The 13535-nt window shown below is 69.2% G+C and carries 13 protein-coding genes; 2 read left to right on the forward strand and 11 right to left on the reverse strand.

What is annotated here, in order from left to right; translation table 11 throughout:
- Positions 1-26: 26 nt before the first annotated feature.
- The 7 genes from PV766_RS03670 to PV766_RS03700 all read right to left on the reverse strand — a co-directional run bounded on the left by PV766_RS03670 (position 27) and on the right by PV766_RS03700 (position 9440).
- Complete coding sequence (locus PV766_RS03670; RefSeq protein WP_016932808.1) at positions 27-1331, reverse strand: ammonium transporter; 1305 nt, start codon at positions 1329-1331, stop codon at positions 27-29.
- Between the two features lie 214 nt (positions 1332-1545).
- Positions 1546-3069, reverse strand: coding sequence for a signal recognition particle-docking protein FtsY (ftsY, locus tag PV766_RS03675; protein WP_255162668.1), 1524 nt, complete (start codon positions 3067-3069; stop codon positions 1546-1548).
- Between the two features lie 12 nt (positions 3070-3081).
- Positions 3082-6708, reverse strand: a complete 3627-nt coding sequence (gene smc / locus PV766_RS03680) for a chromosome segregation protein SMC (RefSeq protein WP_421096419.1) — start codon at positions 6706-6708, stop codon at positions 3082-3084.
- Between the two features lie 36 nt (positions 6709-6744).
- Positions 6745-7659 carry an SMP-30/gluconolactonase/LRE family protein gene (locus PV766_RS03685; protein WP_421096420.1) on the reverse strand — a complete coding sequence of 305 codons (915 nt, stop codon included), beginning with the start codon at positions 7657-7659 and terminating at the stop codon, positions 6745-6747.
- Positions 7660-7747: 88 nt separating this feature from the next.
- Positions 7748-8035 carry an acylphosphatase gene (locus PV766_RS03690; RefSeq protein WP_421096421.1) on the reverse strand — a complete coding sequence of 96 codons (288 nt, stop codon included), beginning with the start codon at positions 8033-8035 and terminating at the stop codon, positions 7748-7750.
- Positions 8036-8038: 3 nt separating this feature from the next.
- A complete protein-coding gene (locus PV766_RS03695; protein ID WP_016933288.1) occupies positions 8039-8476 on the reverse strand; it encodes an OsmC family protein in 438 nt (145 codons plus the stop codon).
- Positions 8469-9440 (reverse strand): LysR substrate-binding domain-containing protein, encoded by a 972-nt coding sequence (locus PV766_RS03700; RefSeq protein WP_421096422.1) that lies wholly within the window; start codon positions 9438-9440, stop codon positions 8469-8471. Before PV766_RS03700 ends, PV766_RS03695 begins: the two co-directional genes overlap by 8 nt.
- A 94-nt stretch (positions 9441-9534) precedes the next feature.
- Here PV766_RS03700 and pcaH point away from each other — a divergent pair, with 94 nt between their 5' ends.
- Together pcaH and pcaG are read left to right on the forward strand one after the other, a co-directional pair.
- Positions 9535-10266, forward strand: coding sequence for a protocatechuate 3,4-dioxygenase subunit beta (gene pcaH / locus PV766_RS03705; protein WP_421096423.1), 732 nt, complete (start codon positions 9535-9537; stop codon positions 10264-10266).
- Positions 10263-10946, forward strand: coding sequence for a protocatechuate 3,4-dioxygenase subunit alpha (pcaG, locus tag PV766_RS03710; protein WP_064063356.1), 684 nt, complete (start codon positions 10263-10265; stop codon positions 10944-10946). The genes pcaH and pcaG overlap by 4 nt, the downstream gene beginning before the upstream one ends.
- 36 nt (positions 10947-10982) lie before the next feature.
- Here pcaG and mutM read toward each other — a convergent pair whose 3' ends face one another.
- The 4 genes from mutM to PV766_RS03730 are packed head-to-tail and all read right to left on the reverse strand — an operon-like array spanning position 10983 to position 13482.
- Positions 10983-11846: a bifunctional DNA-formamidopyrimidine glycosylase/DNA-(apurinic or apyrimidinic site) lyase gene (mutM, locus tag PV766_RS03715; protein ID WP_064063355.1), complete on the reverse strand. Its 864-nt coding sequence runs from the start codon at positions 11844-11846 to the stop codon at positions 10983-10985.
- Between the two features lie 6 nt (positions 11847-11852).
- Positions 11853-12671, reverse strand: a complete 819-nt coding sequence (gene rnc, locus PV766_RS03720; protein ID WP_064063354.1) for a ribonuclease III — start codon at positions 12669-12671, stop codon at positions 11853-11855.
- An 11-nt stretch (positions 12672-12682) separates the two neighbouring features.
- Positions 12683-12865, reverse strand: coding sequence for a 50S ribosomal protein L32 (rpmF, locus tag PV766_RS03725; protein WP_006551208.1), 183 nt, complete (start codon positions 12863-12865; stop codon positions 12683-12685).
- 2 nt (positions 12866-12867) lie between these two features.
- Positions 12868-13482 (reverse strand): YceD family protein, encoded by a 615-nt coding sequence (locus tag PV766_RS03730; RefSeq protein WP_016934182.1) that lies wholly within the window; start codon positions 13480-13482, stop codon positions 12868-12870.
- Positions 13483-13535 lie beyond the last annotated feature (53 nt).

Here is a 13535-nt window from a genome sequence, read left to right on the forward strand (position 1 = left end):
CCCTGCTCGCTGTCGTGGTCTTCTTATCACTTGAGAGCCGGCGCGAAGTCGTATGCGGATTCCGCATGTTCGGCTTCGTCGATACCGCGGGCCTCTTCTTCGTCGCTCACACGCCAGCCCATCGGCTTGAGTGCGAAGGCGATCACGGCGGTGACGATCGCGGTGAACACCAGGGCGACGACTGCGATGACGATCTGGATGACGAGCTGCTTGTAGTCGCCACCGTAGAACAATCCGGTCTCGGTGCCGAGGAAGCCGATGGCGACCGTCCCCCACAGGCCGGACACGAGGTGGACACCCACGACGTCCAGCGAGTCGTCGTAACCGAACTTGTACTTCAGGCCCACGGCGAGGGCGGACAGGACGCCGGCGACGACACCGAGGGCGATCGATCCGACCGGGCTCAGCGAGCCGGCAGCGGGCGTGACGGCCACGAGACCGGCGACGGCACCGGACGCGGCACCGAGGCTGGTGGCCTTGCCGTCACGGATGCGCTCGGTGAGGAGCCAGCCGAGGATGGCGGCAGCGGTGGCCGTGGTGGTGTTGACCCAGGCCAGGCCTGCGAGGCCGTCGGCCGCGAATGCCGAACCGGCGTTGAAGCCGAACCATCCGAACCACAGCAGTGCGGCGCCGAGCATGACGAACGGCAGATTGTGCGGGCGGAAGGCGGTGCGTCCGAAGCCGGCGCGCTTGCCGATGACGATCGCCAGGACGAGAGCCGCGATACCGGCATTGATGTGGACGACCGTGCCGCCGGCGAAGTCGATCGGGGCCACCGAAGCGACGACCTCTCCGCCGTCGTCGACGGTGCCGAACAGTGCGGCTGCGATGCTGTCCTCGGAACCCGACAGCAGACCGCCACCCCACACCATGTGGGCGAGCGGGAAGTAGGCGCAGGTCACCCAGATCGCCGCGAACGCCATCCACGTACCGAACTTGACGCGTTCGGCCAGCGCACCGCTGATCAGCGCGGTGGTGATGATCGCGAAGGTCACCTGGAAACCGATATCGATGATCTGCGGGTAGTTGCCGAGACCGGCGAGGAATTCCCCGTCCTCGCCGTAGATGGCGCCCTGCAGACCGAACTGCTCGAACGGGTTCGCGAAGATGCCGAGCACGTTCTGGGTTCCGTAGGACATCGACCAGCCCCACAGGACGTAGATCACCGCGATGACCGCCATGGACCCGAACGACATCATCATCATGTTCAGCACGGACTTGGACCGGGACATCCCACCGTAGAAGAACGCCAGGCCCGGGGTCATCAGCAGCACGAGGGACGCAGCCATCAGCATCCACGCCGCGTCGCCTGTGTTCACCACTTCCTCCACTTGCAACCTCCCTGTAGGCCGCGCCGATCGGCACGTTGTCGAGGGAAAGCTTGCTGCCCGGATGTTTCCGTGGAGGCGCCGCGCTGTTTCATGGGCGTGAACGCAGGAACCGACCTTGTTTCATCCTTGTTTCACACTTCGGACACAGCACCCCGCCGACGAAACCGGCCGCTGTCCGCACGAGCGGACAGCGGCCGGAGGACCCGGGGACGGATCAGCCGAGCAGAGCGTCGACGAACGCCTCGGGTTCGAACGGAGCGAGATCGTCGGCGCCCTCACCGAGACCGACGAGCTTGACCGGGACGCCGAGCTCGTGCTGCACCTGGAAGACGATGCCGCCCTTGGCGGTGCCGTCGAGCTTGGTGAGCACCACCCCGGTGATGTCGACGACGTCGGCGAACACGCGGGCCTGCATCAGACCGTTCTGGCCGATCGTCGCGTCGAGGACCAGCAGCACCTCGTCGACGGCGGCCTTCTTCTCGACGACGCGCTTGACCTTGCCGAGTTCGTCCATCAGGCCGGTCTTGGTGTGGAGGCGTCCGGCGGTGTCGACGAGGACGGCGTCGACCCCGTTGTCGATGCCCTTCGCCACGGCATCGAACGCGACCGCGGCGGGATCGGCGGCCTCCTTGCCGCGGACGACCTCGGCACCCACACGCTCGGCCCAGGTCTGGAGCTGGTCGGCGGCCGCGGCACGGAAGGTGTCGGCGGCACCGAGCAGCACCCGTCGTCCGTCGGCGACGAGCACGCGCGCGAGCTTGCCGGTCGTCGTGGTCTTGCCGGTGCCGTTGACGCCGACGACGAGGAGAACCGCGGGATGGTCCTCGTGCGGGAGCGCCCGGATGGAACGGTCGAGCTCCGGACGGAGTTCGTCGACGAGCACGCTGCGCAGCACAGCCCGGGCGTCGGCCTCGCTGCGCACGTTGCTCACCGCCATCTCCTCACGCAGACGGTCGACGATCTTCGTCGTCGTGGCGGCACCGAGGTCCGCGACGAGCAGCGTGTCCTCGATCTCCTCCCAGGAGTCCTCGTCGAGGTCGCCGCCGCCGAGCAGACCGAGCAGGCTCTTGCCGACCGCCGACTGGGAACGGGCCAGACGGCCGCGCAGGCGCACCAGGCGACCCGCGGTGGGTTCGATCTCCTCGATCGGGGCGGCCGGGGGAACAGCTGCCGGCCCGGCCGGTTCTGCGGGTGCGGGCAGCACCTCCGGCTCGACGACCGCCTCCGTAGCGGGTTCCGGCGTCGGCGCGACTTCCGGTTCCGGCGTCGGCGCGGGGACGACCTCGGGCTCGACGGGTTCGGGAGCGGGTCGCTCCGGTGCCGGGACGACCTCGGGCTCGACCGGCTCGGGTTCGACCGGCTTCGGCTCGACCGTCGGCTCAGGCTTCGGTTCGACCTTCGGAGGTGCGACCTTCGGCTCCGCAGGGGCGCTCGGCGGAGCTTCGGTGATCTCCTCCGGCAGCGGCACGGTACGAGGCGCCGGCTCGGGTTTCGGTGCGGGCTTCGGCGCCGGCCGGGGTGCCGGCGCCGGAGGGGCGGCCGTCCCCTGCGAGAAATTGAATCCGCTCTGCGCCTTGTAACCGCCGGAGCGGTCCTTGGTCTCTGCGGAATCGAGCTGCGGGGTCTCGGGCGCCTTGAGCGACACCTGCCGCCGACGGTAGAGGGTCAGGCCGACGACGAGCGCGACGAGAACGACCGCCAGCGCGGCGGCGATGACTATCCAGGCTCCGGTACTCACGCACCCATACTGTCAGGCCTGGAGCTCTTCCTCCGGTTCGGGGACCGGTGTCGCGATCTCGCGTCCGCGCAGTCGCTGCGAGATGACCCGGGTGATGCCGTCGCCCCGCATACTCACGCCGTACAGCGCGTCGGCGACCTCCATCGTCGGTTTCTGGTGCGTGATGACGATGAGTTGGGACTTCTCGCGCAGCTGCTCGAAAAGCCCGATCAACCGCCGGAGGTTGGTGTCGTCGAGCGCGGCCTCCACCTCGTCCATGACGTAGAAGGGTGACGGTCGCGCCCGGAAGATGGCGACCAGCATCGCCACGGCGGTGAGCGACTTCTCGCCACCCGACAGCAGCGACAGCCGCTTGACCTTCTTGCCCGGCGGGCGGGCCTCGACCTCGATGCCGGTGGTGAGCATGTCGCTCGGGTCGGTGAGCACCAGCCGTCCCTCACCGCCGGGGAACAACTTCGCGAAGACCTGTTCGAACTCGCGCTCGACGTCGGCGTACGCCTCCGTGAACACCTGCAGGATCCGCGCGTCGACCTCCTCGACGACGGCGAGCAGGTCCTTGCGGGCACCCTTGACGTCCTCGAGCTGGGTGGACAGGAAGTTGTACCGCTCCTCGAGGGCCGCGAACTCCTCCAGCGCGAGCGGGTTGACACGCCCGAGCGTCGCGAGATCCTTCTCGGCGCGTTTGGCCCGCCGCTCCTGGGCGGCCCGGTCGTACGGCATCGGCTGCGGAGCGACCACCTGTTCGCCGCGTTCGCGGGCCTGCTCGTACTCGGCCATCTCCAGCGGCGTCGGCGGCAGCGGCACGTCGGGGCCGTACTCGGCCACGAGGTCGTCGAGGGCGATGCCGTGCTGCTCGAGGATGGTCTGTTCGAGTTGCTCGATCCGGAGCGAGGCCTGCGCCCGGGCCACTTCGTCACGATGCACCGCGTCGGTGAGCTGGTCGCGCTGCGCCGACAGTTCGCGGACGAGTTCGCGGGCCCGTTCGAGTTGCTCGGCGCATTCGGCGCGGCGCCGGTTCAGGTCGTCGCGCTGGGCGAGTGCCGTCGCCACGGCCACCTCGAGTTGTTCGGCGAGTCGCTGCCCTGATTCGGCCACCGCAGCGGCGACGGCCGCGGCCTGCCGTCGCGCGACGCGAGCGCGTTCGGCACGAGCGCGGGCCTCGCGTTCGGCCTGCGCCGCGCGACGGAGCGAATCCGCTTTGCCCCGAAGCGCTTCGGCGCGTTCCTCGGCCGTGCGCGCCGCGAGTCGCGCGTCGACCTCGACGGCCCGCACCTCGGCGAGAGCGGCTGCGGCCATCTCCCGTTCGGCGGCCGTGTGCTCGGTCCCGGCTCCGTCGCCGGTCCCGGCCGAGTCGTCCTCGGCCAGACGCAGTCGCTCCTCGAGCTCCACCAGCTTCTCGCGCGCCGCGTCACGTTCCTTCTCCGCTTCGGCGCGCTGGGCCGCGAGTCGGCCGGATTCGGCATGGGCAGTGCGTGCCGCCTGACCGAGACGGCCGAGTTGCTCGTAGACGGCGGACATCGCGGCGTCGGATTCGTTGAGCGCGGCGAGGGTCTGCTCGACGTATTCGGCGCGTTCGGCCTGCTCCGCGAGGGCGCCTGCCAGGGCTGCGGCCAGTTCCTCGGAGCGGCGTTCGGCCTGTTCGAGACCGGCCCGGGAGGTGTCGATCGCCGCCTGGATCTCGAGAGTGCTCGGGGCACGGTGGGAACCGCCGACCACCCAGCCCGCGCCGGCGAGGTCTCCCCCGCGCGTCACGGCGCGCAGGCCGGGCCGGGTCGCGCAGACGTCCAGGGCGGTGGGCAGGTCGTCGACCACGACGGTGCGGGCCAGCAGGCCGTCGACGCCCCCGCGGAGGTCGGCGGGACACTCGACGACCTCGCGGAGCCATCGGGCGCCGGCCGGCAGGCCGCCGGTGTCGGCGGGAGCGGCGGGGCCCGGATGGACGAACGCGACCCTTCCCTGATCGGCCTCCACCAGCGCGGCGACCGCCGCGACCGCCGCATCGGCCGACTCCACCTCGAGCGCGTCGGCTGCCGCGCCGAAGGCCGCCGCGACGGCGGCCTCGTATCCCGGAGCCACCCGCAGCCGGTCGGCCAATCGGCCCACGAGTCCGTCGCCGGAGCGCGTGTCGATCAGCCAGGCCGCACCGTCGGTGCGTTCGAGTCCCATCGAGAGGGCCTCGATGCGGGCGCCGAGGGACGCGACCTCCTTACCCGCGGCGCGTTCGGCCTGCTGGAGTTCGGCGACCCGTTCGTCGGCGAGTCGCTGTGCTTCGAGCGCTCGTTCGTGCTGGGCGTCGGCGTCGACTTCGCCGGCGTCGAGATCGTCGATGCGCGCCTGAGCGGTCTCGAACTCGGCCTGGGCCTCGACGCCACGCAGCCGGGCCTCCTCGATGGCCACGGTCAGGCGCGCGATCTCGGCGTCGATCGATTCGGCCCGGGTCCGCATCGTGTCGACCTGGCCGGCGAGGCGCGCGAGGCCCTCGCGCCGATCGGCGACGGCACGGACCGCGGCGAGATGCGCGCGTTCGGCGGCGGCCGCGGACTCCTCCTGCGCGGCGAGTTGTTCGCGGGCCGCTTCGAGGGCTCCGTGCGCGATCTCGACCGCCTCGATCAGTTCCGCCTCTTCGGCGGCGATCCGATCGGCGCGGGCCTCCATCTCGTCCGGATCCTGACCGGAGCGGTCCTCGGGTTCGGCGTGCAGGTGCCGTGCGCGTTCCTGCGCGACCCGCACGGTCGCCGAGACGCGCTCGGCGAGGGCCGACAGGCGGAACCAGGTCTGCGACGCCGCTTCGGCTCCCGGCGTGAGCTGCGCGAGAGCTTGTTCGTGACGGGCGAGTTCGGCGTTCGCGTCGTCGAACGCCGCGAGAACGGTGTCGAGGCGCTCCCGGACCATCTTTTCCTGCTCGTCGTGCCCGGCGAGTTCGGCTCGGCGGGTGACGAGGTCGTCGGCGGCAAGGCGCAACCGCGCATCGCGGAGGTCGGCCTGGATGGTCTGGGCGCGACGCGCGACCTCGGCCTGCCGGCCGAGCGGTTTGAGCTGACGGCGCAGTTCGGCGGTGAGGTCGGTGAGGCGGGCGAGGTTGGCCTGCATGGAGTCGAGCTTGCGCAGCGCCTTTTCCTTGCGCTTGCGGTGCTTGAGGACGCCGGCGGCCTCCTCGATGAAGGCGCGCCGGTCCTCCGGGCGGGATTCGAGAATCGCGGCGAGGCGGCCCTGCCCGACGATGACGTGCATCTCGCGGCCGATACCGGAGTCGGACAGCAGCTCCTGGACGTCCATGAGACGGCAGGAACTGCCGTTGATCTCGTATTCACCCGCACCGTCGCGGAACATGCGGCGGGTGACGGAGACCTCGGAGTACTCGATGGGCAGCGCGCCGTCGGAGTTGTCGATGGTGAGCGTGACCTCGGCGCGTCCGAGGGGCGGGCGCCCGGTGGTTCCGGCGAAGATGACGTCCTGCATCTTGCCGCCGCGCAGCGCTTTCGCACCTTGCTCCCCCATCACCCAGGTGAGTGCGTCGACGACGTTCGACTTGCCGGACCCGTTGGGTCCGACCACACAGGTGATACCCGGTTCGAAACGCAGAGTCGTCGACGAGGCGAAGGACTTGAAGCCCTTCAACGTCAGACTCTTGAGGTACATGGGTGAGAACTCTACCGGCGGGTTGTGACCGCTTTCCTAGGCCGGGTGCACGGCGCGGACCGCCCCGTCGAAACCGGTCGTGTACAGGACGTTCGGGTCCCAGCCCGGTCCCGAGCCGAAGGCGAGCGAGGACATCAGCGGGATGCCCTCAACGATGCGGCAGCTGTGCCCGTTCGCCGGATCGACCCGCAGGACGGCGCCGGCGAGGTTGAGCGCGATGTACAGCGCGCCGTCGGGACCGATCGTGAGATCGTCGGGCATCGAGAGCAACCCCGGCCCGGGCAGGTCGATGCTGCGCACGGGTCCTTCGAGGTCGCGTGCGTCGAGGATGTGGAGCCGGTTGACGTGCTCGAAGGTCGTCACCGTGTAGACGGTGTCGCGGTCGACGGCGATGCCGTTGACGGATCCGAGATCGGTGCGGACGACGCGGGCCTCACCACCGCCGGCGGGCACGAGAGAGAGTCCGACCTCGCCGAGATCGCGCGAGGCGAGCATCGATCCGTCCGACAGCCGGCCGAGGCCGTTGGGCATGACCAGCCCGGTGCCGTGGGTGCCGCGTTCACCGGTGTGGAGGTCGAGCGTGTCGATCGTGCCGTCGGCGATCCCGGCCAGCCCCGAGACGGTCGTGTTGCCCACGTTCAGGTACACGATGGGACCGTCGACGACGATGCCGCCCGGACCGGTCACCTCGGGCAGCACGGTGGTCACACTGCCGTCGGGAGTGATCCGGTGCAGCGCTCCGGGGCCGACGAAGGAGGTGTCCGAGACGAGCAGACCGCCCCGCTCGTCGAACGCCAGGTTCTCGAGGACACCGAGCCCCGACGCGACCGTCGTGACGGACCGCGGGGCGCAGGCAGCCGGACCGGCCGCCGCCGGTGCTGCGGCCAGGGGTGCCACTGCCACAGCGGCGGCTGCTGCCACCACCATCGTCGAACGTGCACGCCTGCCCATATGTCTCCCCCTCGCCGACCGCGACCCGCCGGCCGCTTCCACCCGATCGCGGCAGGATACCAAGCCGAACGGACGAACAGGACGGATGTCAGCGTTCGACGAAACCGGTGAGGTCGCCGCGCGCGGGATCCCACGATTCGACGACGAGCCGCACCTCACCGGGGGTGTTGCCGGATCGCAGCCACGCGAGGAGCTGTTCGAGCGCGGGCCGGGGGCCTTCGGCCACGACCATCACGCGACCGTCGGGATGGTTGGTCGCATGCCCGACGAGACCGAGTTCGAGTGCGCGGGCACGCGTGAACCAACGGAAACCGACCCCTTGGACGCGGCCGTGCACCCACGCCGTGAGCCGTTCGATGCCTGCGGGGGTGCTCATCGGTCAATCCTCGGCGGTGATCGCCAGCGAGATCTTCGTGCCCGCCTTCAGGGTGCGACCCACCGTGCACACCTTGTCGACGGAGCGTTCGACGAGGGCGATGAGCCGGTCGCGGGCGTCGGCGTCGAGTTCCGACAGGTCGAGGATCATCTCCTCCTCGAGGTGCGGATAGACCTCGGTCTCGCGGTCCGCCGCTCCGGAGACGCGGATCGTCGCGTCGTAGTCGTCGCCGAGCCGGCGGGACAACGGGAAGTCCGAGCTCATGCCGGAGCAGGCGGCGAGTGCGATCTTGAGCAGCTCACCCGGAGTGAAGACGCCCTCGACGCTCTCCGAGCCGATGAGTACCTCGGCGCCGCGCGAGCTGCGGCCGGTGTAGCGACGCGTACCGGTGCGCTCGACCCACAGCTCGGTGGCGGGAAGGTCGGAAGTCTGGTCAGCCATGGGGGAAATCCTGCCATGCCCCGTCGACGGGGACAGCGCGCAGGATGGTCACGAAATCCTCGAGCGCCGCGGACGACGTGTCGGCACTGCGTCGCAGCACTCCGATCGGCTCGACGGTGCCCGCGGTGGGTACGTCCAGGCGCCGGACCACCCCGTCGGCGAGGTCGTCGCGGGCCGCACGTTCCGTGGTGATCCACACCGCGTCGCTGCGCCGGACCACCCCCCGGGCCACAGCGAGATCGAGCGTCTCGATCAGCCCGGCCGGCAGTCGCAGGCCGTGACGTTCGAACAGTGCCTCGGTCGCGTGGCGGGGCACGGTTCCGCGGGTCGCGACCACCAGCGGGTGTTCGAGTGCGTCGGTGACGGAGGCGGAACGCTCGGCGAGAGGATGGCCGGGCCGGACGACGAGGATCAGCGTCTCGGCGTACAGGAGCTCGAACGACAGCCCGACCATCCGGGAGGGTTCGGCCATGCGTCCGAGGGCGACGTCGAGGGCGCCGGCGGCGAGCGCCGACAGCAGGACGGCATTGGGGTCGGTGCGGATCCGGATGTCCAGATCGGCGCGCACGCGGCGCAACTCCGCCAGAGCTTCGGGGAGTACGGACCCGGCCACGGTGGGCAGGGCCCCGATCCGCAGCGGCTCGCGAGCGGGTTCGGCCGCTCCCGCCAGTGCGGCCACCGCTGCGTCCAATGAGATGGTGACGTCCTGCGCGTATCGCAGGAAGCGGTGACCCGCCGCGGTGAGGCGCGCACCGTGTCGGCCGCGGTCGAGGAGTTTCGCTCCCGCGAGCACCTCGAGCTCGTTGAGGGTCTTCGTGACGGCCGGCTGGCTCAGCTGCAACAGCTCGGCCGCGCGTCCGACCTGCCCTTCGCGCGCCACGGTCACGAAGCACCGGAGGTGCCGGAGGCGGATCCGTCGGGCCTGGTCCGGCACGGATGAGGAGAGACCCCTGTCGGATTGCATCACCGAAAGTTATTGATAAACGGCGATTTTGTCAATTTACATGAGTTTTTCTTCACCATATGGTGGTCCTCACCGCTCAGAGATCGGAGATCGCATGCCCAGCGACGAATACGTCGAGCGCGACCACACACTGCACCCACCCGCGCTCACTCCCGGTTATCGCACGTCGGTGCTGCGCGCACCGAAGAACGCGCTCATCACGCCGAAGCCCACCCTGTCGGAGATCACCGGCCCCGTCTTCCGCAGCGACGAGCTCGGCTCCCTCGACAACGACCTGATCCTGAACTTCTCGAAGGACGGCCTGCCGATCGGTGAACGCATCATCGTCCACGGCTTCGTCGAGGACGAGTTCGGCAATCCGGTCGAGGGTGCACTCGTCGAGGTGTGGCAGGCCAACGCCGGTGGCCGGTACCGCCACAAGAAGGACACCTATCTCGCGCCCATCGATCCGAACTTCGGCGGCTGCGGGCGGATGCTCACGGACGCGAACGGCTACTACCGGTTCCGGACGATCAAGCCGGGCGCCTATCCGTGGGGCAACAGCCGCAACGCCTGGCGCCCGGCGCACATCCACGTGTCGATCCTCGGCCGCGGATGGGCGCAGCGCCTGATCACCCAGCTGTACTTCGAAGGCGACCCGCTGATCGAGAAGTGCCCGATCGCGCGGACGATCCCGACCGTGGACCAGCTCCGCAGCCTGATCGCCCAGGAGGATCCCGCCTCGAACGCCCCGTTCGACGCGCGCGCCTACCGCTGGGACATCACCCTGCGCGGGCGACGCGCCACCTTCTTCGAGAACACCGACCTGCCGGGAGCCCCGCGATGAGCCTGCCCACCGATCCCTACCGGCCCGTGCCCCCGCTCCTCCCCCGCCCGATGGTCACGCATTTCCCGGAGACGCCTTCGCAGACCGGCGGTCCCTACGTCCACATCGGTCTGGCGCCGCAGCAGGCCGGCTTCGACATCTTCGACAACAACTTCGGCAACGTCCTCGTCACCGACGAGACCGAGGGCGAGCGAATCGTGTTGGAGGGCCGCGTCATCGACGGCACCGGCACCCCGGTGCGCGACGCGCTGCTCGAGAGCTGGCAGGCGAACACCCACGGCCGGTACGCGCATCCCGACGACGAGCAGGACACGGACCTCGATCCGAACTTCCGAGGCTGGGGACGCACCGGCGGCGACTTCGAGACCGGCGTGTTCACGATCGAGACGATCAAGCCCGGTGCCGTCACCAATCCCGACGGATCCGTCTCGGCACCTCACATCCTGCTGGTGATCTTCGCGCGCGGTATCAACCTCGGGCTGCACACGCGGGTCTACTTCGAGGACGAGACCGAACTCAACGCCGAGGATCCCGTCTTGAAGGGCATCGAATGGGAGGTGAGGCGCACCACCCTCATCGCGTCGCGTTCCGAGCGCGACGGCCGCACCGTGTACACGATCGACATCCGGCTGCAGGACACCCCGGACGGCGGTGCCGAGACGGTGTTCTTCGACATCTGACCGACACTGCTCCGAACAGCCCGGTATGCGCGTGCGCTACCGGGTCGTTCTCGGTCGGGGCTGACACTTCGGGCAACTGTACGACGAGCGGTTCATGAATTTCTCACGGCGGATCGGGGCGCCGCATCGCCGGCACGGCTCGTTCTCTCGCCCGTACACGTTCAGGGAGCGTTCGAAGTAACCGGACTCCCCGTTGACGTTGACGTAGAGGGCGTCGAACGACGTACCGCCCTGTCCGAGCGCCTCGGCCATCACTTCGGTGGCAGCGTCGAGTGCCGACCGGAGTTTCGGTCGCGACAGCGCGTCGGTCGGCCGGTTCCCGTGAATCCTTGCGCGCCAGAGCGCTTCGTCGGCGTAGATGTTGCCGATTCCGGAGACGACGGTCTGGTCGAGCAGCGCACGCTTGATCTCCGTGTGTTTGGTGCGCAGCACGGCCACGACCGCGTCCGGGTCGAAGCGGAGATCCATCGGGTCGCGGGCGATGTGCGCGACCGGCAGCGGCAGTCGATCGCCGTCCACCTCCACGAGCGGCGCCAGGGCCCAGCCTCCGAAGGTGCGCTGGTCGACGAAACGCAGATCGGCGCCGTTGTCGAGGACGGCGCGGATACGCAGGTGCTTCTCGTCGGGGACGCTCGGCGGCTGCACGAGCATCTGCCCGCTCATCCCCAGGTGCACCACGAGGGCCAGGTCGGCCGGCTCGAGCACCAGCCACATGTACTTGCCGCGGCGTTCGACGGAGGCGACCTTCTGACCGGTCACCTGCAGTGCGAGATCACGCGGCCCGGGTTCGTGCCGGCGGACGGCACGGGGGTGCAGCACCTGCACCGAATCCACCGTCGCGCCGACGACGTGAGCGTCGAGTCCGCGACGGACCACCTCGACTTCGGGAAGTTCCGGCACCTGCGGTCAGTTGCCCTCGGTGGATCCGGACTGCGCGGCGTCATCCGACTGCGCGGCGTCATCCGACTGTGCACGGGGGGCTCCGGCTTCGGCAGTGTCGCCGTCGGTCAGCGCATTCCACGCAGCCGACGCGGCCTTCTGCTCGGCTTCCTTCTTGGTGCGCCCGATACCGGTCCCGTAGGGATTGCCGGCGATGAGAGCGGTGGCAGTGAACTCCTTGTCGTGATCGGGACCGGTGGCGGTGATCTCGTAGGCGGGAACACCGAGGCCACGTTCGGCGGTGAGCTCCTGCAGACTCGTCTTCCAGTCGAGGCCCGCACCGAGCCGGGGGCCTCGTTCGAGCAGGTCGGCGAACAGACGCAGGACCACTTCGCGCGCGACATCGATGCCGTGCGCGAGATGGACGGCGCCGAGGAGCGATTCCATCCCGTCGGCGAGAATGCTGGCCTTGTCGCGGCCGCCCGTCAGTTCCTCGCCTTTGCCGAGGTGGAGATGCACCCCGAGCCCGCCTTCTCCGAGGCCGCGCGCCACCTCGGCGAGCGCGTGCATGTTGACGACGCTCGCGCGGATCTTGGCGAGTTCGCCCTCGGACTTGTCCGGATGGGTGAGATAGAGCTTTTCGGTCACCGCGAGCCCGAGGACGGCATCGCCGAGGAACTCGAGACGTTCGTTGGTGGGCAACCCGCCGTTCTCGTAGGCGTACGAGCGATGGGTGAGCGCCAAGGACAGCAGTTCTGCGTCCAGAGGCACGCCGAGGGCGGCGAGGAGAGACTCATGGCTCTCTTCGCCGCCCTCGGTAGCTGTTTCGGGGGACTTGCTCGTCACGTGAGTACCGATTAGACGGGCGCGGTCACCTGACGGCCGTTGTAGGTGCCACACGACGGGCACGCCACGTGGGGCAGCTTCTTCTCTCCGCAACCCCGGTTCGGGCAGGTGACGAGCGTCGGCGCAGTGGTGTTCCACTGGCTGCGCCGCGACCGGGTGTTGGAACGCGACATTCTGCGCTTGGGGACGGCCACGTCTACTTCTCCTCGTTGTTCGAGCTGTCGATTTGACTGCTGGGTTCTTCGGAGCCCGCGCCGAACTTGGCTGCCAACCCAGCCCAGCGAGGATCCATTGTCTCATGACGGTGCCCGGATTCCGCAATCGCCAGGCGAATGCCGCATTCGGGGCACAATCCCGCACAGTCGTCACTACACAACGGCTGCAACGGAAGTTCCAGGCCCACCGCGTTCACGAGGACCGGTTCGAGATCGATCAGATCGTTCTCGACGCGGTACACCTCGTCGTCCTCGGTGGTCTGCTCCGTAACGCTGTTCGGGTAGGCGAACAGCTCGGTGAGGTACACGTCCACCGGTTCGGCGAACGATTCGAGGCACCGCGAGCACTCACCCACGGCGTCCGCACGAACTGTACCGGTGACCAGGACACCCTCCGACACCGACTCCATGCGGAGATCGAGGTCGATCTCGGACCCCTCTTCGATCGCGATGAGATCGAGTCCGATGCGCGACGGTGACGGCACCTTCCGCTCGACCGCACGCATCGATCCGGGCCGGCGACCCAGGGAGAGCGTGTCGAACACCAGACCGGAGTCCCTGCCGGGACGGGTCGTGCCGGAACCACGGGTGGACACGGGGAACTCACCTTCTTCGGACGACGCAGAACACGACTCGGTCGTGATAGGGC

Origin of the sequence: Rhodococcus sp. As11 (genome assembly GCF_048957735.1) — a bacterium.
Classification (GTDB): Bacteria; Actinomycetota; Actinomycetes; order Mycobacteriales; family Mycobacteriaceae; genus Rhodococcus; species Rhodococcus gordoniae.